Genomic DNA, 20,329 nt, shown 5'->3' on the forward strand with positions numbered 1-20,329 from the left:
TCGTTCTAAAATCATATGCTTTACCTCGGTTCAATTGAGACTTCTAGAATCATCAATTTCAAATTTTGTTGGATATAAATGATATGGTAATGACATTTGAGAGTACCAAAAACAAACAGGATATTGATCATAAGGATTCTTTTGCCATTGCTGATAATTGCCTGCTATCACCCTATGGTATTGATACGCCTGGATTACAACGAGTATTAGACCAAATTTTGACTTATCAAGTCGATTATGCTGATTTATTCTTTCAATACAATCGCTCAGAAGGTTGGGTATTGGAAGAAGGTATTGTAAAATCCGGTAGCTTTAATATTGACCAAGGTGTCGGTGTTCGGGCGGTGAGTGGTGATAAAACAGGCTTTGCCTATTCCGACGATATTAGCATGTCTGCGTTGGCGGCTGCCGCTCAAGCAACTCGCGCGATAACTCAACAAGGAAGCAGTCAATCTGTGCAGGCTAAGAAACGGCATGATATTGATTTTCATAGACAACTATACTTGCCTGAAGATCCGATTGGCCATCTAAAAGATGCTGATAAGGTGGCTTTATTAGAAAAGCTGGAGCGCTATACACGTAAAATCGATCCACGTATTACACAAGTTGTTGTTTCGCTAGCGGGGGAGTATGAAGTTGTTATGATAGCTCGTAGCGATGGTTTGTTGGCGGCGGATGTCAGGCCATTGGTACGTTTGTCTTTACAAGTGATCGCGGAAGAAAACGGTCGCCGTGAACAGGGTGTTGCAGGTGGGGGTGGGCGCTTCGGTTATGCTTATTTTACTGATGAAATATTGCAGGATTATGCACAAAAAGCAGCACACCAAGCAATCGTTAACTTGAATGCGCGGCCTGCTCCTGCTGGTGCTATGACTGTGGTGTTGGGAAATGGATGGCCGGGCATCCTTTTACATGAGGCAATTGGGCATGGTTTAGAAGGAGATTTTAACCGTAAAGGTAGCTCCGCTTTTTCTGGCAGAGTAGGAGAGCGTGTAGCTGCGGCAGGTGTGACTGTGGTCGATGATGGTACGATTCCGCAACGACGCGGTTCTTTGAATATAGATGATGAGGGTAATCCGACACAATGTACGGTATTAATCGAAGATGGAATATTGAAGGGTTATTTGCAAGATAATTTGAATGCGCGGCTGATGGGAGTTGCGGTGACTGGTAACGGCCGTCGTGAATCATTTGCACATATTCCAATGCCCCGTATGACCAATACCTATATGCTGAATGGCGATAAGATCCCAGCCGAAATTATTGCATCTGTGAAGCATGGTTTGTATGCAGCTAACTTTGGTGGCGGACAAGTGGATATAACCAGTGGCAAATTCGTGTTTTCAGCGGCAGAAGCTTATATGATTGAAAATGGCAAAATCACTTATCCAGTCAAAGGTGCAACTTTAATTGGTAATGGCCCAGATGTACTAACCCGTGTTTCCATGATTGGTAACGATATGTTACTGGATCCTGGTGTGGGTACGTGCGGCAAGGAAGGACAAAGCGTTCCGGTTGGTGTGGGGCAGCCAACGCTTCGCATTGATGGATTGACGGTTGGTGGAACGGGAAATTGATCTTGGATGATCGGCATTGTTGTGATTAAATGGATAATTTTTAACTGATTTGATTGGGATACAGAAAGCATGAATGCGGAATTAACCGGCGCTGAAATTACGATACGCTGCTTACAAGAGGAAGGGGTGCAGTGTATTTTTGGTTATCCCGGTGGGGCGGTACTATTTATTTATGATGAATTGTTTAAGCAGGATAAGGTTCGTCATATCTTGGTGCGGCATGAGCAAGCGGCGATTCATGCCGCAGATGGTTATGCGCGATCTAGCGATAAAGTTGGCGTCGCTTTGGTAACTTCTGGTCCGGGCGTGACTAATGCAGTCACAGGAATTGCTACAGCCTATATGGATTCAATTCCCCTGGTGATTATCAGCGGTCAGGTACCTACCGGTGCGATTGGCTTAGACGCATTTCAGGAAGTGGATACCGTTGGCATCACGCGCCCTTGCGTGAAGCATAATTTCTTGGTGAAAGATGTTTCCGAGTTGGCTACAACAATTAAAAAGGCGTTTTATATCGCATCGACCGGTCGCCCAGGTCCCGTATTAGTCGATATTCCCAAAGATGTCACACAACAACGAACCCAGTTTGTTTACCCGGACAAAGTTACAATGCGTTCGTATAATCCTGTTACCAAGGGAAATTCCCGCCAAATCAAGAAAGCGGTCGAACTGATTCAGGATGCTAAGCGGCCAATGATCTATGCGGGAGGCGGTGTGATTCTGAGCGATGCTGCCGAGCAGTTGACTGAGCTTGCGAGAATGCTGAGCTTTCCTTGCACCAACACTTTAATGGGGTTGGGCGGTTTTCCTGCAACGGACAAGCAGTCTTTGGGGATGTTGGGAATGCACGGTACCTATGAAGCCAATATGGCGATGCAGTATTGTGATGTGCTGGTTGCAGTTGGTGCGCGGTTTGATGATCGTGTGATCGGTAATCCCAAACATTTCTCTAATGAAAATAGAAAAATTATTCATATTGACATTGACCCTTCTTCAATTTCTAAGCGTGTTAAGGTAGATGTGCCAATTGTCGGAGATGTGTTGGATGTACTGAAAGAATTAATAAAATTACTCAAAGCCGAGAAAAAGAGACCCGAACTGCCATCATTGAAGGAATGGTGGCAACAGATTGATTTATGGCGAGAACGGAATTGCTTGAAATTTGATCGTACTAGCGAAATTATCAAACCGCAGATGGTGATCGAAAAACTTTATCAAATTACCAAAGGCGATGCATTTATTACTTCCGACGTTGGGCAGCACCAGATGTGGGCAGCGCAGTTTTATAAATTTGACAAGCCGCGACGTTGGATTAATTCTGGCGGATTGGGAACCATGGGTTTCGGTATGCCTGCAGCTATGGGTGTGCAGCTTGCAAACCCAAAGGGTAAGGTTGCTTGTATTACGGGTGAAGCTAGTATTCAGATGTGCATTCAAGAACTATCTACCTGCAAGCAATATCGATTACCGCTTAAGATTATCAATTTGAATAATCGTTATATGGGGATGGTGCGGCAATGGCAGGAATTCTTTCATGGTAACCGCTATGCGGAATCTTATATGAATGCATTGCCAGATTTTGTTAAATTGTCAGAAAGTTACGGGCATATCGGTATGAAAATTGAGCGTCCTGAAGATGTTGAGGGTGCTTTGAAAGAAGCGTTCAAGCTTAAAGATCAATTAGTGTTCTTGGATTTTATTACTGATCAGACTGAGAACGTTTTCCCTATGGTGCCAGGTGGTAAAGGTCTATCTGAAATGATTTTGGTATAAAAATAAATGCGACATATAATTTCTTTGTTGATGGAGAATGAATCAGGTGCTTTATCTCGTGTTGCCGGCTTGTTTTCTGCGCGTGGCTACAATATTGAGTCTTTGACGGTAGCTCCTACAGAAGACCCGACACTGTCGCGCATGACGCTTGTTACAGTTGGTTCCGATGAAGTAATTGAACAGGTAACCAAGCAGTTGAATAAATTGATTGAAGTGGTAAAGATCATTGATCTTAATGAGGGCAATCACATCGAGCGGGAGCTAATGCTGATTAAAGTACGTGCGATTGGCGTTGAGCGCGATGAGATGATGCGACTGACTGAAATTTTCAGGGGATCTATTATTGATGTAACCAATAAATCTTATACCATCGAATTGACCGGCACCAGTTCCAAACTGGACGCTTTTCTTGAATCCATTGATCGTAGTGCCGTACTGGAAACAGTACGTACCGGTGCTTGCGGTGTAGGGCGCGGTGAATGGGTTTTAAGGATATAATCATTGTTATCGAAAATATTGATGAATGATTAGGTTTCGGGTCTTGAGAGTGCGAAAAGATATCTTGGACTAATGATATGTTTGTTTCTATTTTTATGTTCGTTCTGTTTTGTTTTGTTTAAAAGGAAAATAATGAAAGTTTTTTACGATAAAGATGCGGATCTTTCGCTCATTAAAGGAAAAAAAGTTGCTATATTAGGTTATGGTTCGCAAGGACATGCGCATGCGAACAATTTAACCGAATCAGGTGTGAAAGTGACCGTAGGTTTGCGTAAAGATGGTGCATCTTGGAGCAAAGCGGAAAAGGCTGGATTAAAAGTCAAGGAAGTTGCTGATGCAGTTAAAAATGCTGATGTCGTGATGGTTTTATTACCGGACGAACAAATTGCTACTGTTTATAAGAAAGAAATTGAACCGGCACTGAAAAAAAATGCCACCTTGGCATTTGCTCATGGTTTTAATATTCACTATGGTCAAGTAACGCCACGGGAAGATCTGGATGTGATCATGATCGCGCCTAAAGGCCCTGGTCATTTGGTTCGTTCGACATACCTGCAAGGAGGTGGAGTGCCTTCTCTGATTGCAGTTCATCAAAATAAATCCGGCAAAGCGCGAGATTTGGCGTTATCGTATGCTGCCGCCAATGGTGGTACGCGTGGTGGTGTAATTGAAACGACTTTCAAAGAAGAAACGGAAACAGACCTTTTTGGCGAGCAGGTAGTGTTGTGTGGTGGACTGACGGCGTTAATCCAAGCGGGTTTTGAAACATTGGTAGAGGCTGGGTATTCGCCGGAGATGGCTTATTTTGAATGTTTGCATGAAGTCAAATTGATTGTGGATTTGATTTATGAGGGCGGTATCGCAAATATGCGTTACTCGGTTTCAAACAATGCGGAATATGGCGATGTATCTAGAGGGCCGCGGATCATTACTGACGAAACACGTGCGGAAATGCGTAAAATTTTGCGACAAATACAAACAGGCGAGTATGCACGTGAATTTATTCTTGAAAATCAGGCTGGAGCGCCTATATTAAAGTCTAGTCGACGTTTGGCTTCCGAGCATCCAATTGAGCAAGTAGGTGCAAAATTGCGTGATATGATGCCTTGGATCAAGAAAAATAAGCTGGTAGATCAGGCTAAGAATTGATTTATACATATCAATCGGATTTTTTATTGTATTTCATTTAAAACTATTTTATTTATGACATATTATCCTCATCCAATCATTGCCCGAGAAGGATGGCCGTTTATTGCGATAGCATTTTTAGCGGCCATTGGGGTAACGGTATTTGTCGATTGGCTTTGGGCCATACCCTTTTGGATAATTGCATTTTTTGTATTGCAGTTTTTTCGTGATCCACCCCGAGAAGTGCCTGACAACCAAAATGCCATTCTGGCGCCTGCAGACGGTAGGATTGTGGCAATTGAAAAAGTCCAAGATCCTTATTTGAAACGTGATGCAGTCAAAATTAGCGTATTCATGAATGTATTCAATGTGCATTCAAACCGTAGCCCGGTAGACGGTAAAGTACAAGATAAATGGTATTTTCCAGGGAAATTTATTAACGCCGATTTGCCCAAAGCATCTTTAGAAAATGAACGTAATGCGCTATGGATTAAGGCTGATAATGGTGCTGATGTGACCTGTGTACAAGTGGCTGGTTTGATCGCCAAACGGATTGTTTGTCATATTGCCATCAAAGATCATTTGCAACGCGGCCAGCGTTTTGGTTTTATTCGCTTTGGTTCGCGTGTCGATGTTTATCTGCCTTTAAATATCAAAATTAATGTCAATATTGGCGATAAAGTTTCAGCAACTCAAACTGTTTTAGCTGAATTCCGATAATTGATAGATTTATAACCGTAATAAGCAGAAAAAGTATTATTTCGGTTTTGTGATTGTCCATTGTTGATTTTCTAGTTAGGAATTAGCCTAGTATCAGTTAAAGATTTCTTTTGGAAATTATAGTCATGCCTGATTCTCCACCGGAGCGTATCGTTCTTAAAAATCGCTTGAGACGTCGTGGCATTTATTTGCTACCTAATCTATTCACAACCGCTGCACTGTTTGCCGGGTTCTATGCCGTTGTGCAAGCTATGAATGGTAATTTTCAGTATTCCGCTACTGCCATTTTTATTGCGATGGTGTTGGATGGTTTGGATGGCCGAGTAGCTCGATTAACTGGTACACAAAGCGAATTCGGTGCAGAGTATGACAGTATGTCAGATATGGTTTCTTTTGGCATGGCACCTGCGTTGATCATTTACGAGTGGGCACTGAAAGATACAGGGCAATGGGGTTGGATTATTGCTTTTATTTATTGCGCATGCGCAGCATTGAGGTTAGCGCGATTTAATACGAATATTAATATTGTCGACAAGCGCTTCTTTCAGGGTTTGCCAAGCCCGGCCGCTGCTGGGCTAATTGCCGGATTGGTATGGGTAACCATTGATTTTGGAATACAGATTGATGGAACGAATACTCAATTTATTGCGGCAGCTGGTATTACATTATTTGCCGCTTTGACTATGGTGAGTAATATTCCTTTCTATAGCGGGAAAGAGATTAATTTGCGTCGCAGAGTCCCCTTCTTCACGATTCTTTTGTTGATGTTGTTTTTCTTTGTATTGATTCCTAGCCATCCTCCCTTGGTATTGTTTTGCCTGTTTTTGTGTTACGCCTTATCAGGTTATGTTGTTAAGCTTTGGCGTTTTCTGGGGAAAAATAGAAGTAAAAAAAATATCGGTGAACCTCCAGTTTCGTAGTTAGTCTATTGCCTTATAGAAAAAAACGATTTATGATTCGCGGCTATATGCAAACAAATAATCAACCTCACTGCTGTACCGCTGTCTTAGCGTGGCTTTTTATAGCCGCGTTGAATTCCCTGCTGCGCTTCGCGCGCTAAATTTTCTTATTCATTCCTTTTTAGCAAATTATAAAATTCTTGTAACGAGTTTTATACCAAAAACAGTACTTAATAATGTAATTTTTCTTCTCTAAATGGAGAGTATGATGCAAGAGCATTTGATTATTTTTGATACGACCTTGCGAGATGGTGAACAAAGTCCTGGCGCTTCCATGACTAAAGAAGAGAAAGTGCGTATTGCTTGGCAATTGGAGCGCATGAGGGTTGATGTCATTGAAGCTGGTTTTCCTGCGGCTTCCAATGGAGACTTTGAGGCAGTCAAAGCCGTCGCTGATTCAGTCAAAGAAAGCACAGTATGTGCGCTGGCACGTGCCATTGAGGTGGATATTCAGCGTGCTGGCGAGGCTCTAAAGTGTGCAAAATCTTCTCGGATTCATACATTTATTGCCACTTCACCGATTCATATGCAGAATAAGCTTAGAATGGCACCTGAGCAGGTAATTGAGCAGGCAGTAAAAGCAGTGAAATGGGCGCGTCGGTATACTGACAATGTTGAATTTTCTCCAGAGGATGCGGGGCGTTCGGAAGTCGATTTCTTATGTCGAATTCTTGAATTAGTCATTGATGCTGGTGCGACTACATTAAATATTCCGGATACGGTGGGTTACACCATGCCCGACCAATTTGGTAAGCTGATTAATCAGTTGCGAGAACGAATTCCAAATTCTGATAAGGCTATTTTTTCAGTACATTGCCACAATGATCTGGGATTGGCCGTTGCAAACTCACTTACCGCTGTGATGAATGGCGCACGCCAAATTGAGTGTACGATTAATGGATTGGGCGAAAGAGCGGGCAACGCTTCCTTAGAAGAAATAGTGATGGCGGTTCGTACACGCCAAGATTATTTTCCGTGCGATACTCGCATAGATGCGACACACATTGTTTCGGCCAGTAAATTGGTATCGAGCATTACTGGATTTCCGGTGCAACCCAATAAAGCGATTGTGGGAGCAAATGCATTTGCACACGAATCTGGCATTCACCAAGATGGTGTTTTGAAGCATCGAGAAACGTATGAAATTATGCGAGCAGAGGATGTTGGCTGGGGAGAAAACAAATTGTTACTCGGTAAACATTCTGGGCGCAATGCATTTCGTACACGATTAACTGAGCTAGGGATTGAGTTTGAGTCTGAGGAAATGCTCAATAGCATGTTTGCACGTTTTAAGGAATTGGCTGATAAAAAACATGAAATATTTGATGAAGATTTGCAGGCACTTGCTTCTGATGAAGTGATTGTGTCGCACGAATGCTTCCGGCTTGTATCATTGATAGTTCATAGTGAGACGGGTGAAGTTCCTTACGCACGTATCGTAATTTCTGAAAATGGTAACGAAATACACGCCGAGGCACGAGGAAGCGGCCCTGTGGACGCGACTTTTCGCGCCATTGAATCGTTGTTGAATAGTGAATCCCAACTGCAATTGTATTCTGTGAATAACATCACCAGCGGAACAGATGCACAAGGAGAGGTAACCGTGCGGTTATATAAATCTGATCGTATTGTGAATGGACAGGGGGCCGATACTGATATTGTTGTGGCTTCTGCAAAGGCTTACCTGAATGCACTCAATAAGCTATGTCATAAATTGGAGCGTGCGCATCCACAAGTATAAGGCACGATTGAATCTTGGGAATTTTGATGTGTTAAAACATACCGTAATTGTTCTATTAATGGGAGTTCTTTTACTATTTTGTACGCAAATATTTGCATTTCAGTTTCAGGACACGACAGGAAAGACCCATCAACTTTCCGACTATAAGGGACGTTGGGTGATTGTGAATTTTTGGGCAACTTGGTGCCCACCGTGCTTAAAAGAAATTCCTGATTTGATCGCATTATATAACAATCGACAAGATATCATGATCATTGGCGTTGCGATGGATATGGACGATCCTAAAGTGGTACTGGATTTTGTCCAGTCAATGGCTATTAATTACCCTATAGTATTAGGCAATCCGCAGCTTGCGGCGCAGATTGATGAAATTTCTTTATTACCCAGTACTTACTTTTATGATCCAAATGGAGAACCGGCTGCGCGTCAATTAGGAATTGTTTCTCGTGATAGCATTGAACAATTTATTGCATCCAAATCACCACAGAAGTAAAAAAATCCTTTTTTATTGACTAGCCAATTGATGATGAGAGGAAGGCGAAGAGTATCGCCACTGGGTCGACCATTTATCAAATACTAATTGAGGATAGGTAGCTATACCGAGGCTGCCATTATATCGGCCTAGTGCACGAAAATAATCGCCTTTTTCTATGTCGAGATAATGCCGCAAAATGGTGCATCCATAGCGTAGATTCACGCGTAGATGAAAAAGATTATGTTCTTCCTGACCGATGACATCAACCCAAAATGGCATTACTTGCATGTAACCTCGGGCACCTGCGCTTGAAATGGCGTATTTGTTGAAGCGACTTTCAACTTGAATCACGCTTAAGACAATTTGCGGATCAAGTCCCGCACGTTTTGATTCATAATAAACTGTACGTAGAAATTCATCACGTTCAATTGAGTTAGGTATGAATTTTTCCATACGCTGACTCATTGTAGTAAGCCAAGCGGTATTATCTGCTATAGCCACATACTCGATATACGAAACAGCCTGATCGCTGATCTCATGAAAAGAAATTGTTTGTGTGCTGGCGGATTCGTACTCGTAGCGCTGTTGGTTTGCGACCAGGGGGCTTGAAAATGCTATCAGTAGAACTGCATAGATTAGTAGATACATAACTTTTGTTTGATAAAGAATAAAATGTCATCAATAGCAATTGATTGTGCAGTTTGATCTGTGCGTCCTTGATATTCGATTATTGACTGTTTTAATCCACGTTCACCGATAACAATTCGATGAGGGATACCAATCAGTTCCATATCCGCAAACATCACACCGGGTCGCTCATTACGATCATCCAGTAGCACTTCAATGCCTTCATTCATAAATACTCGATACAGTTTTTCAGCAGTTTGCTTGACCAGCTCACTTTTTTCCAAACCAATAGGCACAATCGCGAGTTGAAATGGTGCCATCGCAATGGGAAAAATAATACCATGATCGTCATGATTTTGTTCAATAGCGGCGGCAACAATACGTGAAATACCAATACCGTAGCATCCCATTTCCATCCAATGTGATTGCCCGGATTCATCTAAAAAGCTTGCCTTCATGAGTTGCGAATATTTAGTCCTTAATTGAAAAATATGGCCTACCTCTATTCCGCGGCAAATTTCCAATTGACCTTTACCATCTGGAGAGGTATCGCCATTGACTACATTGCGGATATCAAAAATATGCTCGGGTATTTTTAAATCGCGATCAAAATTGACTTCCGTTAAGTGAAATCCCTCCACATTGGCACCGCATGCAAAGTTACTCATATTGATTACTGCTTGATCGGCGATAATGGAACAGTCTATTCCAACGGGCCCGATATAGCCTGGAACTGTACCTGTTTGCTGTAGAATATCCTGTTCGCTTGCCATTTCAAACTCAGATAAGAAGGGTATTTTCTTGACCTTTAATTCATTGAGCTGATGATCGCCACGTAATAGCAGTAAGAAAAATTGATCGTTTGCTTTGATGGCTAAAGTTTTCAGCGTTTTCTCTAGTGGAATGCCTAAAAAGCTTGCTACTTCAGCGCAGGTTTTCTTATTGGGTGTTGGTATTTTCTGCATTTCACCTTGTGGTGCAGCGCGTATATTTGGTGCAGGTAGAGCGGTAGCCAATTCTATATTGGCGGCATAATCCGAAGTTGGGCAAAATGCGATTGCATCTTCTCCCGAATCGGCAAGTACGTGGAATTCATGCGAATGGCTACCGCCGATTGCGCCAGTATCTGCCGCAACCGCGCGGAATTTTAAGCCCAGTCGAGTGAAAATGCGGCTATACGTTTCATGCATGAGCCGATAAGTTTTTAGTAAGCTTGATTCATCAACATGAAAGGAATAGCCATCTTTCATGATAAATTCGCGTGCACGCATGACACCGAAGCGCGGGCGGATTTCATCGCGAAACTTGGTTTGTATTTGATAAAAATTGACGGGTAATTGACGGTAACTTTTAATTTCCTTGCGTACAATGTCTGTGATGATTTCTTCATGGGTTGGGCCAAAGCAAAAATCATGTTCGTGTCGGTCTTTGATTTTTAACATTTGTGGACCGAATACATCCCAACGCCCGGTTTCTTGCCATAACTCACTGGGTTGTACCGCTGGCATAAGAACTTCGATGGCGTTACTGGCATTCATTTCTTCACGTACGATATTTTCGACCTTGCGCAGTATTCTGAGGCCTAATGGCATCCAGGTATAAAGCCCGCTTCCAAGGCGTTTGATCAATCCGGCGCGTAGCATGAGTTTATGGCTGGGGAGCTCTGCTTCTGTCGGTGCTTCTTTAAGGGTAGAAATAAAAAATTGCGAAACGCGCATGGTTCATTCCATTGAAACTAAAAAAGATCGCCATTCTACCCTGAAATAAATAGTGTTAGTACGCATCTAATCCAAGTGGGGTTTTGCATTTCGTTAAGCTGCAAGCAAAATCAAAGAATGATCTACCTTCGGAGTCATTTTTTATTTTGTGATACTTTCAATCTGATGGAAAATATGAAAAAATCTACATACTTGATGGATTAAAATGGGTAATTCACATGATAGACCGTAATGGATATCGCCCGAATGTTGGTATTATCTTGCTGAATTCTAGAAACGAAGTATTTTGGGGTAAACGCATCAAACAAAATTCTTGGCAATTTCCGCAAGGTGGTATTAAGTCAGGCGAAAGTCCTGAGCAAGCCATGTATCGGGAATTAACCGAGGAGATCGGTTTACATTCCAATCATGTACAGATCGTTGGTCGTACGAAAGACTGGTTACGTTATGAGGTGCCAGAGCGGTGGATAAGACGTGAGTGGCGTGGTAATTATAAGGGACAGAAGCAAATTTGGTACTTGCTGCGTTTAACAGGGCGTGATAGCGATGTATCTCTGCGTCGCAGTACACATCCGGAGTTTGATGCTTGGCGATGGAACCAATATTGGGTGGAATTGGATTCGGTCGTTGAATTTAAACGGAAAGTATATATGCAAGCACTAACAGAGTTAGCACGGCTTCTAAAGCTGGATTGTTGTCAGGAGAAAAATTATAGCAATAAAATAATAACAAATGATGAGATTTGATCAGAAAAATAAACCGAAGTGAAGATTGTTCGGGTGAAGAAAAAAATTATTAGATGGATATATAAGTATTACTATATTGAAGTTTAAAAGAATTTAACCGAGTGGCTTAGTCTGTGATCACAGATTGCTGATAATAAATCTTCCTAATGTGATATTGTTTACTAAACTCAGGCGTAACCGGCTGCGCCATTACAGTCGTATTTTAATGTACAGTGTTTTTTGTTTTGTTTCTAAGGGAGAAAATTGATGAAGGTACGTACACTGGTTGCATCACTGTTATCGATTAGCGCCTTTGCTATTTCGATGAATGCTTTAGCCAATGAGCCTATTCAGCCTATTAAACCGGCGGTTGTAAAAAATCCAGATATGGTAGAGCTAGGTAAAATGCTATTTTTTGATCCGAGATTATCTAAATCCGGTTTTATTTCCTGTAACTCTTGTCATAACTTAAGTATGGGGGGAACGGATAATATTCCAAGCTCCATAGGTCATAAATGGTTTCAAGGACCTATTAATGCTCCAACTGTGCTAAATTCAAGTATGAATCTGGCGCAATTCTGGGATGGACGTGCTAAAGATCTTAAAGAACAAGCGGGTGGGCCTATTGCGAACCCTGGGGAAATGGGATCTACCCATAAAGTGGCTGTTGAAGTCATTCAATCCATTCCGCAATATCACGGTTATTTTGAGAAAGCATTTGGTTCTAAAGAAATTAATATCGATAAAGTCACAGAAGCGATTGCTGCTTTTGAGGAGACTTTAGTAACACCCAATTCGCGTTTTGATAAATGGCTACAGGGCGATAAAGCTGCGATCAATCAACAGGAATTGGAAGGATACGAATTATTCAAGAATGTCGGCTGTGTAAGTTGCCATTTTGGTGCGGCAGTAGGTGGGGGTATGTATCAAAAATTTGGAGTACATACACCTTATAAAACTACTAGTAAGATCGAAGGCAGGAAAGCCGTCACAGGAAAAGACGAAGATTTGAATGTATTTAAAGTGCCTACTTTGCGCAATATCGAATTAACCTATCCCTACTTTCATGATGGTGCTGTGACTTCGTTAGAGGACGCGGTTAGAACTATGGGAAAAATACAGCTCAATAAAGACTTAAATGAAAAAGATGTGAGTAGTATCGTTGCATTTTTAAAAACACTGACGGGTGATCAGCCTAATATCAAATTACCGATCCTGCCGCCGTCAAATAACAATACGCCCAAGCCAGTACCATTTTAATCTGGTTGTGGTTAGTATAAAGATAGTTATTATTAATATGTGAAGTTGGTATGGAGCATTCATTTTAAAGAAAATGAATGCTCCATCGGAGATGCTGGTTGTGCATATGATTGTCGTCAATCATCAATTTATCTGCAAAATTTAGCTTGTTTAATACGAACTGCTAGATTTACACAAAAAAATGAAGTAGAGTCACTATTCCGCCAACCATAATTAGAATAAGGAATTACCTATGGGTAATAAGGGGCAGCTGCTGCAAGATCCATTTCTCAATATATTAAGGAAAGAGCATATTCCGGTATCAATATATTTGGTAAATGGAATTAAACTGCAGGGACAAATTGATTCGTTTGACCAGTATGTAGTGTTGTTGAAGAACTCTGTTACGCAGATGGTATATAAGCATGCTATCTCTACTGTAGTACCTGCAAGGTCTGTGACTATTCCAATTGAAGTGTCAGAGTCTCATGATATATAGCACTTGAGTGCACCTGACTCGGGTATGTTTGAATTAAAACAAAACCTAACAAATGCTATTCTTGTGAGTCTCGATTTTGGTTGTGGTGATTACCATGGCCGATTGCATGAATTACAGCAACTGGTATTAAGTGCAAATCTTGCTATTGCTGGAATTGTAGAAGGAAAGAGATCGCGTCCTGATGCAAGCACTTTTATTGGTTCGGGTAAAGTTGATGAAGTAGCTCGGCTTGTTTCGAGTACGAATGCTGCACTCGTTGTTTTTAATCATGATCTTTCTCCCGCGCAGCAGCGTAACTTATCAGTGTATTTAAAATGTAATGTAGTAGAGCGTACCAGTTTAATTTTAGATATTTTTGCGCAGCGAGCCAAAAGTTATGAAGGACGATTGCAAGTTGAATTGGCGCAACTTGAGCATCTTGCTACGCGATTGATTCGAGGTTGGACTCACTTGGAACGGCAAAAAGGAGGGATTGGTCTTCGTGGACCTGGTGAAACACAATTAGAAACTGATCGTCGTTTAATTCGCAAACGTGTCAAGTTATTAAAAGAAAAATTATCGGTATTACAACGTCAGCGAACAGTACAAAAACGACAGAGGCAACGTGCGCAAATATTGTCCGTCTCGATTGTTGGGTATACGAATGCAGGAAAATCAACGCTTTTTAATAAATTAACTGCTGCGAAAAGCTATGCGGCTGATCAGCTTTTTGCAACCTTAGATACGACCACGCGGAAATTGTATTTGAGTGAAGCAGCAGGGATAGTTACGGTTTCCGATACCGTGGGATTCATTAGAGATTTGCCACATACATTAGTAGCTGCGTTTCGTGCGACACTTGAAGAGACGGTACAGGCGGATATATTGCTGCATGTAATAGATGCAAGTGCTTCTAATTGGAATGAGCAAGTAGATCAGGTGAATAAAACTCTCAAAGATATAGGTGCAGATACTATTCCACAGATCCAGATTTTCAATAAGAGCGATTTAATGGTTTCGTTGATTACTGCAGGGGCAAAGTATGTGCGCGATGAATATGGTAGAATGAATCGGATTTGTATAAGCGCTAAGACTGGCGATGGTCTGGATTTTTTAAGACTAGCATTGGCAGAATCAATTTTAGAGCATTCTAAGAAAACAGATAGAGAATCTGCTATTGGTACAAAAGAAGTAATCGAAGTCCATACTTCAATGCAATGACTTTTTTGAACGAATACAATAGGAACTAGACTATTATGGGATTAGATGATCCTCAATGGGGGAAAAATAAGGGTGGTTCCAATCCACCGGATTTGGATGAAGTATTGCGGAACGTCAATAAAAAAATAAACAGTTTTTTCGGTCAAAAAAAAGGTAATCATAAAGATGATGACCAGAATCAACGTAATCGGGAATCCAAACCGCACGGCAGTGGAAGTATTGTATTAATTATGGGTTTAATGTTGGCGGTGTGGCTTGCAAGTGGATTTTACATCGTCGATGAAGGACAGCGGGGCGTTGTGCTACGCTTCGGAAAGTATGTTGATACTACGCCCGCCGGTTTGCGCTGGCATATGCCGTATCCTGTTGAAAAAGCTGAATTAGTCAATGTCAGTCAAGTTCGTACAGTAGAAATCGGTTACCGTAGTAATGTAAAGAATAAAGTGCTGCGTGAGTCGCTCATGTTGACGGATGATGAAAATATCATCGATATACAATTTGCAGTGCAATATATATTGAATGATCCTGAAAATTTTCTTTTCAAGAATCGTAGCCCGGAAGATGCAGTGTTGCAGGCAGCGGAAACGGCTATTCGAGAAGTGATTGGTAAAAGTAAAATGGATTATGTTCTATATGAAGGACGTGAGCAAGTTGCAGCTAACGCTACACAATTAATGCAAAGAATACTGGATCGTTATCAGATCGGTATCTTGATTAACAGGGTAACGATGCAAAACGCGCAACCGCCTGAACAAGTTCAAGCAGCTTTTGATGATGCAGTCAAAGCGGGACAAGACAGGGAACGTCAGAAAAATGAAGGACAAGCTTATGCTAATGACGTTATTCCCCGTGCTGTGGGTAGTGCTGCGCGGTTAATTCAAGAATCGGAAGGTTATAAACAACGTGTAATAGCAAGCGCGGAGGGTGATGCGAGTCGTTTTGAACAGATTCAGACTGAGTATAGTAAAGCACCTAGTGTTACTCGTGATCGCTTATATCTTGACATGATGCAACAGGTTTTGTCCTCAACAAGTAAGATTGTTGTCGATCAGAAAAATGGTAACAATTTGCTGTATTTGCCATTGGATAAGTTAATGAGTAGTGGGTCTCCACTGTCATCTCCCGTCAGTGTGCAGACTACACAGCCACAAGAAACAGTATCGGATAGCAATCCAAGAACACGGGATTCTTTTCGCAGTCGTGAACGGGAGAGTCGATAAATGAGAAATTTTTCATCAGGTCTTTTGGGCGTCGTTGTTGCCTTGGTTTTTTTTGGTAGTTCGGTTATTTATATTGTTGATGAACGTCAGCAAGCAATTCTGTTCCAGTTGGGTGAAGTTATTGATGTTAAAACCAGTCCAGGTTTATATTTCAAAATTCCCATTGCGCAAAATGTGTTGTATTTCGAGAAGCGCATTTTAACGATGGATACGGATGAGCCTGAGCGGTTTATTACATCAGAGAAAAAGAACGTTTTAGTTGATCTCTTTGTCAAGTGGCGTATTGTTGACGTTAAGCAATACTATATTAGCGTACGTGGAGATGAGGGTTTGGCTCAAACGCGTTTGGCACAAACGATTAATGCAAGCTTGCGCGATGAATTCGGTAATCGTACGGTACATGATGTGGTATCAGGAGAGCGCGATAGAATTATGGAGATCATGCGTCAGAAAGCCGATAACGATGCGCGCTCCATTGGCGTAGAGGTTGTTGATGTTCGGTTGAAGCGCGTTGATTTACCACAAGAAGTGAGCGAATCTGTTTACCGACGTATGGAAGCTGAGCGTAAGCGTGTCGCTAACGAATTGCGTTCAACGGGGGCTGCTGAGTCAGAAAAAATCCGTGCGGATGCAGATAAACAGCGCGAGATTGTATTAGCTGAGGCTTATCGTGAAGCACAAAAGAATATGGGGCAAGGTGATGGGCAAGCAGCAGCTATTTACGCTTCGGCTTTCGAAAAAGATGCTGAGTTTTATGCATTCTGGAGAAGTATCGATGCATACAAGCAGTCATTTAAGAGCAAAGGCGATATGATGGTTCTTGAGCCTACTTCCGACTTCTTTAAGTACTTAAAGCAACCGAGTATAACGGGGACAAAGTAATTCTTGGCGTTTAACTACGGATTAGTTTATTAACTCTCAAAGGGGTTCTGAGATCGTGGTGGTAATACTCGATTAATGAACCTCTTAGTTTTTGTATGAGTGCATTCTCTCAATCAATGAAGTAACGATATGGAGTAAAGTTGTTGTGATGATGTGGGAAAATTTTCTGATCGCGATTGCATTAATGTTAATTTTAGAAGGAATACTGCCTTTTTTATCTCCGCACACTTGGCGGGAAGCATTTAGGAAAATGATTGAAATTAATGACAATCACATTCGATTTATTGGGCTAACTTCAATGCTGATTGGGGTAATGCTGCTACTCATCATCAGTTAATTTTTTATATTTTTTGGCGACAAGTAAGTTGAATCATGCGTAACTGGCTACTTCCAGAGTATATTGAAGACATTTTACCGGCTGAAGCGCATCGCATTGAGTTGATGCGGCGAGAGATTATCGATTTACTGTTTGTGCATGGTTATCAACAAGTAGTTCCTCCTTTATTAGAGTATATCGAATCCTTATTGTCAGGTAGTGGTAGCGATATGGATTTACGTATTTTTAAAGTGATTGATCAACTGAGTGGCCGTTTGATGGGATTGCGCGCCGATATGACACCGCAAGCAGCTCGTATAGATGCACATTTGTTGAACTGTGATGGGATAACACGCTTATGTTATGCCAGCAGTATTTTGCATACTATACCATTCGGAATAACGCAAACCCGAGAGCCTTTGCAAATTGGCGCTGAATTATATGGTCATTCTGGTTTGGAAAGTGATCTTGAAATTCAGCAATTGATGCTGCAATGTCTTTCTGTCGCTGGTATCGATCAAATTCATTTGGACTTGGGGCATGTCGGCGTGTTTCGCGGATTGATTAAGCGAGGCGGTGTATCGACAGAACTCGAAACTGAACTTTTTGCTGTTTTACAGGCAAAAGATATTCCTTCGTTGAAAGAATTGTCGAGCAAACTCAGAAAACCCACACGTGAAGCGTTGTTGCTATTGCCAGAGCTCTATGGCGATAAAAAGGTTTTGAGAGTGGCTGAGAAGCACCTGCCTGATTATCCAGAAGTGAGCAGGGCATTAGACGAACTTACCGTGATCGAGAGAGACTTGAAGGTATCGGTGGAGAAAATAGCTTTTGATTTGTCTGATTTGCGGGGTTATCACTATCATACAGGCATAGTGTTTGCGGCATATACATCTGGCAGTGCGAATGCGGTAGCTTTAGGGGGACGGTATGATGAGATCGGTAAGGCTTTTGGTCGAGCTAGGCCAGCAACTGGTTTTAGTATGGATTTGAGAGCGCTGTCTCGATTAAATAAACCGCAGCAGTATCCAAAAGGCATAAGGGCGCCTTTTGATGTGAATAATCAAGAATTGCAAGCTCAGATTGCGGCGTTGCGAAAATCAGGACAAATTGTAGTAGTCGATTTACCGGGAAATACCAAAGGTTTGGATGACTATGACAGGGAATTGGTTTTCAGTAAAGGTAAATGGATCATTAAAGAAATTTAATATTTCGCTAAGGGAATTAGAGATTTAGACATGACTAAAAATGTTGTGGTCATTGGTACGCAGTGGGGCGATGAAGGTAAAGGTAAAATTGTCGATTGGTTGACAGATCATGCGCAAGGTGTGGTTCGTTTTCAAGGTGGGCATAATGCAGGCCATACATTGGTTATCGGTGGTCAAAAAACCATACTGCATTTGATTCCTTCGGGAATCTTACGTAGCAATGTAATTTGTTATATTGGTAATGGCGTTGTACTTTCTCCTGAAGCGTTGTTGAATGAAATCGATATGCTTGAAAAGAGTGGAATTGATGTTGCGGGAAGGTTACGTATTAGCGAAGCTTGTCCTTTAATTCTTCCGCATCACATTGCTTTGGATAATGCACGCGAGACTGCGAGAAGTGAAGGAAAAATCGGTACGACAGGCCGAGGAATTGGCCCGGCTTATGAAGATAAAGTAGCTAGACGTGCGATTCGCCTACAGGATTTATTTCATCGTGAGCGGTTTTCCGCGAAACTAACCGAGGTACTGGATTATCATAATTTTGTATTAAGAAATTATTTTTCTGCGCCATTGATTGATTTTCAGAAAACAATGGATGAGGCGCTCATGCAGGGTGAAAAAATTCAACCGATGATGGCCGATGTCGCGCAATTGCTGTTTAAAGCTAACAAAGCTGGGCAGAATCTACTTTTTGAGGGAGCCCAAGGAGCCTTGTTGGATATTGATCACGGTACTTATCCATATGTTACGTCAAGTAATTGTGTGGCAAGTGCGGCAGGACCTGGTAGTGGAGTTGGTCCACAAATGTTGCATTATGTGCTTGGTATTACCAAGGCGTACACTACACGTGTTGGCTCAGGTCCTTTTCCAACAGAATTGGATAATGATATCGGTAAGCACTTAGCAATTCGTGGACATGAATTTGGTTCAACTACCGGACGCCCACGACGCTGCGGTTGGTTTGATGCGGTGGCTATGAAACGCTCTATTCAAGTCAATGGTGTGACTGGCCTGTGTATTACTAAGCTTGATGTATTAGATGGTGTCGAAAGTATTAATTTAGGCGTAGGCTATCGATTAAACGATGGTACGCGTAGTGATGTATTACCAATTGGCGCTGATGATTTTGATCGTTGCGAGCCTATTTATGAAGAAATGCCTGGCTGGAAAGAAAGCACCGCCGGTATTAAAGAATTTGACCGTTTGCCCAAGGCTGCCCAAAATTATCTGAAATACTTAGAGACTGTTTGTGAAGTGCCCATTGATATGATTTCTACTGGCCCAGATCGAGAGGATACTATTTTGTTACGTCATCCTTTTGAGTAAAGTTTGTTTCCTGAGAGCCTGCCAAGGCACAGTTGTTTCTGATGGATATATTTCTGAATGAGTGACGATTTTCCTTATCGAATCGAGATTGTTAATTGGAGAAATAAGGAATCGAATTTGCGTAGTGTACGTTCAGCAGTTTTTATTGCCGAACAAAATGTTCCAGAAGAAATGGAATGGGATTCGATGGACCAGATTTGCACGCATATTCTTGTCCAGGATTTTGAAGGGAATAGTATCGGTACCGCACGGTTGCTGCCCGATGGTCATATTGGGCGAATGGCAGTGCTGAAAGTATGGCGAAGAAAAGGAATTGGCGCTGCTATGCTAAGAAGAATCCTTCAGGAAATGCGGGCTCTGGGAATGAAAAAAGCAACCTTACACGCACAATTGACGGCTGTCGAATTTTACGAAAAATTTGGTTTCCAAAAGCGCGGGAAAGAATTTATGGAAGCAGGTATCCCGCATATAATCATGGTACTTGATTTGTCTTGAAAT

20 protein-coding genes are annotated in these 20,329 nt (G+C 41.8%); 18 read left to right on the plus strand and 2 right to left on the minus strand.

Annotated elements, in window-relative coordinates; genetic code table 11:
- The first annotated feature begins 89 nt into the window (after positions 1-89).
- From tldD to W03_RS04415, 8 genes are all read left to right on the plus strand, one after another.
- Positions 90-1,577, plus strand: a complete 1,488-nt coding sequence (gene tldD, locus W03_RS04380; RefSeq protein WP_244071762.1) for a metalloprotease TldD — start codon at positions 90-92, stop codon at positions 1,575-1,577.
- Between the two features lie 69 nt (positions 1,578-1,646).
- Positions 1,647-3,350: an acetolactate synthase 3 catalytic subunit gene (locus W03_RS04385; RefSeq protein ID WP_244071765.1), complete on the plus strand. Its 1,704-nt coding sequence runs from the start codon at positions 1,647-1,649 to the stop codon at positions 3,348-3,350.
- A 6-nt stretch (positions 3,351-3,356) separates the two neighbouring features.
- A complete protein-coding gene (ilvN, locus tag W03_RS04390; protein ID WP_244071767.1) occupies positions 3,357-3,848 on the plus strand; it encodes an acetolactate synthase small subunit in 492 nt (163 codons plus the stop codon).
- 132 nt (positions 3,849-3,980) lie between these two features.
- Positions 3,981-4,997 carry a ketol-acid reductoisomerase gene (gene ilvC / locus W03_RS04395; protein WP_244071769.1) on the plus strand — a complete coding sequence of 339 codons (1,017 nt, stop codon included), beginning with the start codon at positions 3,981-3,983 and terminating at the stop codon, positions 4,995-4,997.
- 54 nt (positions 4,998-5,051) lie between these two features.
- Positions 5,052-5,696, plus strand: coding sequence for a phosphatidylserine decarboxylase (locus tag W03_RS04400; protein ID WP_244071771.1), 645 nt, complete (start codon positions 5,052-5,054; stop codon positions 5,694-5,696).
- Positions 5,697-5,821: 125 nt separating this feature from the next.
- On the plus strand, positions 5,822-6,616 hold the full coding sequence (pssA, locus tag W03_RS04405; RefSeq protein WP_244071773.1) for a CDP-diacylglycerol--serine O-phosphatidyltransferase: 795 nt from the start codon (positions 5,822-5,824) through the stop codon (positions 6,614-6,616).
- 247 nt (positions 6,617-6,863) lie between these two features.
- A complete protein-coding gene (locus W03_RS04410; RefSeq protein ID WP_244073692.1) occupies positions 6,864-8,396 on the plus strand; it encodes a 2-isopropylmalate synthase in 1,533 nt (510 codons plus the stop codon).
- A 28-nt stretch (positions 8,397-8,424) separates the two neighbouring features.
- The gene (locus W03_RS04415; protein ID WP_244071775.1) at positions 8,425-8,889 is read left to right on the plus strand and encodes a TlpA disulfide reductase family protein; all 465 of its coding nucleotides are present in this window, start codon (positions 8,425-8,427) and stop codon (positions 8,887-8,889) included.
- Positions 8,890-8,901: 12 nt separating this feature from the next.
- Here the strand turns inward: W03_RS04415 and W03_RS04420 are convergent, their stop codons facing one another.
- On the minus strand, positions 8,902-9,519 hold the full coding sequence (locus W03_RS04420) for a lytic transglycosylase domain-containing protein (protein WP_244071777.1): 618 nt from the start codon (positions 9,517-9,519) through the stop codon (positions 8,902-8,904).
- A complete protein-coding gene (locus W03_RS04425; protein ID WP_244071779.1) occupies positions 9,507-11,216 on the minus strand; it encodes a proline--tRNA ligase in 1,710 nt (569 codons plus the stop codon). The genes W03_RS04420 and W03_RS04425 overlap by 13 nt, the downstream gene beginning before the upstream one ends.
- Positions 11,217-11,434: 218 nt before the next feature.
- On the opposite strand from W03_RS04425, the gene W03_RS04430 reads away from it, so the two are divergent.
- The 10 genes from W03_RS04430 to W03_RS04475 all read left to right on the plus strand — a co-directional run bounded on the left by W03_RS04430 (position 11,435) and on the right by W03_RS04475 (position 20,326).
- Positions 11,435-11,962, plus strand: a complete 528-nt coding sequence (locus W03_RS04430; RefSeq protein WP_244071781.1) for an RNA pyrophosphohydrolase — start codon at positions 11,435-11,437, stop codon at positions 11,960-11,962.
- Positions 11,963-12,208: 246 nt separating this feature from the next.
- Positions 12,209-13,201: a cytochrome-c peroxidase gene (locus tag W03_RS04435; RefSeq protein WP_244071783.1), complete on the plus strand. Its 993-nt coding sequence runs from the start codon at positions 12,209-12,211 to the stop codon at positions 13,199-13,201.
- Positions 13,202-13,433: 232 nt separating this feature from the next.
- Positions 13,434-13,679 carry an RNA chaperone Hfq gene (gene hfq / locus W03_RS04440; protein WP_244071785.1) on the plus strand — a complete coding sequence of 82 codons (246 nt, stop codon included), beginning with the start codon at positions 13,434-13,436 and terminating at the stop codon, positions 13,677-13,679.
- Positions 13,680-13,703: 24 nt separating this feature from the next.
- A complete protein-coding gene (gene hflX / locus W03_RS04445) occupies positions 13,704-14,879 on the plus strand; it encodes a GTPase HflX (RefSeq protein ID WP_244073693.1) in 1,176 nt (391 codons plus the stop codon).
- A gap of 35 nt (positions 14,880-14,914) precedes the next feature.
- Positions 14,915-16,099 (plus strand): FtsH protease activity modulator HflK, encoded by a 1,185-nt coding sequence (gene hflK / locus W03_RS04450; RefSeq protein ID WP_244071787.1) that lies wholly within the window; start codon positions 14,915-14,917, stop codon positions 16,097-16,099.
- Positions 16,100-16,981, plus strand: a complete 882-nt coding sequence (hflC, locus tag W03_RS04455) for a protease modulator HflC (protein ID WP_244071789.1) — start codon at positions 16,100-16,102, stop codon at positions 16,979-16,981.
- Positions 16,982-17,132: 151 nt separating this feature from the next.
- Positions 17,133-17,318 (plus strand): DUF2065 domain-containing protein, encoded by a 186-nt coding sequence (locus tag W03_RS04460; protein ID WP_244073694.1) that lies wholly within the window; start codon positions 17,133-17,135, stop codon positions 17,316-17,318.
- 35 nt (positions 17,319-17,353) lie between these two features.
- A complete protein-coding gene (locus W03_RS04465) occupies positions 17,354-18,505 on the plus strand; it encodes an ATP phosphoribosyltransferase regulatory subunit (RefSeq protein WP_244071791.1) in 1,152 nt (383 codons plus the stop codon).
- Between the two features lie 30 nt (positions 18,506-18,535).
- On the plus strand, positions 18,536-19,831 hold the full coding sequence (locus W03_RS04470) for an adenylosuccinate synthase (RefSeq protein WP_244071794.1): 1,296 nt from the start codon (positions 18,536-18,538) through the stop codon (positions 19,829-19,831).
- 57 nt (positions 19,832-19,888) lie between these two features.
- Positions 19,889-20,326 (plus strand): GNAT family N-acetyltransferase, encoded by a 438-nt coding sequence (locus W03_RS04475; RefSeq protein WP_244071796.1) that lies wholly within the window; start codon positions 19,889-19,891, stop codon positions 20,324-20,326.
- Positions 20,327-20,329: the final 3 nt, after the last annotated feature.

It is taken from the genome of Nitrosomonas sp. PY1, assembly GCF_022836435.1.
In the GTDB taxonomy this organism is placed as follows: Bacteria; Pseudomonadota; Gammaproteobacteria; order Burkholderiales; family Nitrosomonadaceae; genus Nitrosomonas.

Coding starts and splice junctions, on each gene's coding strand:
- W03_RS04400 (WP_244071771.1), top strand. CDS start 5,052: ATGACATATTATCCTCATCCAATCATTGCCCGAGAAGGATGGCCGTTT.
- hflK (WP_244071787.1), top strand. CDS start 14,915: ATGGGATTAGATGATCCTCAATGGGGGAAAAATAAGGGTGGTTCCAAT.
- W03_RS04420 (WP_244071777.1), bottom strand. CDS start 9,519: ATGTATCTACTAATCTATGCAGTTCTACTGATAGCATTTTCAAGCCCC.
- W03_RS04385 (WP_244071765.1), top strand. CDS start 1,647: ATGAATGCGGAATTAACCGGCGCTGAAATTACGATACGCTGCTTACAA.
- W03_RS04460 (WP_244073694.1), top strand. CDS start 17,133: ATGTGGGAAAATTTTCTGATCGCGATTGCATTAATGTTAATTTTAGAA.
- pssA (WP_244071773.1), top strand. CDS start 5,822: ATGCCTGATTCTCCACCGGAGCGTATCGTTCTTAAAAATCGCTTGAGA.
- hflX (WP_244073693.1), top strand. CDS start 13,704: ATGTTTGAATTAAAACAAAACCTAACAAATGCTATTCTTGTGAGTCTC.
- W03_RS04410 (WP_244073692.1), top strand. CDS start 6,864: ATGCAAGAGCATTTGATTATTTTTGATACGACCTTGCGAGATGGTGAA.
- W03_RS04430 (WP_244071781.1), top strand. CDS start 11,435: ATGATAGACCGTAATGGATATCGCCCGAATGTTGGTATTATCTTGCTG.
- ilvC (WP_244071769.1), top strand. CDS start 3,981: ATGAAAGTTTTTTACGATAAAGATGCGGATCTTTCGCTCATTAAAGGA.
- tldD (WP_244071762.1), top strand. CDS start 90: ATGACATTTGAGAGTACCAAAAACAAACAGGATATTGATCATAAGGAT.
- W03_RS04475 (WP_244071796.1), top strand. CDS start 19,889: ATGAGTGACGATTTTCCTTATCGAATCGAGATTGTTAATTGGAGAAAT.
- ilvN (WP_244071767.1), top strand. CDS start 3,357: ATGCGACATATAATTTCTTTGTTGATGGAGAATGAATCAGGTGCTTTA.
- hflC (WP_244071789.1), top strand. CDS start 16,100: ATGAGAAATTTTTCATCAGGTCTTTTGGGCGTCGTTGTTGCCTTGGTT.
- hfq (WP_244071785.1), top strand. CDS start 13,434: ATGGGTAATAAGGGGCAGCTGCTGCAAGATCCATTTCTCAATATATTA.
- W03_RS04470 (WP_244071794.1), top strand. CDS start 18,536: ATGACTAAAAATGTTGTGGTCATTGGTACGCAGTGGGGCGATGAAGGT.
- W03_RS04465 (WP_244071791.1), top strand. CDS start 17,354: ATGCGTAACTGGCTACTTCCAGAGTATATTGAAGACATTTTACCGGCT.
- W03_RS04435 (WP_244071783.1), top strand. CDS start 12,209: ATGAAGGTACGTACACTGGTTGCATCACTGTTATCGATTAGCGCCTTT.
- W03_RS04425 (WP_244071779.1), bottom strand. CDS start 11,216: ATGCGCGTTTCGCAATTTTTTATTTCTACCCTTAAAGAAGCACCGACA.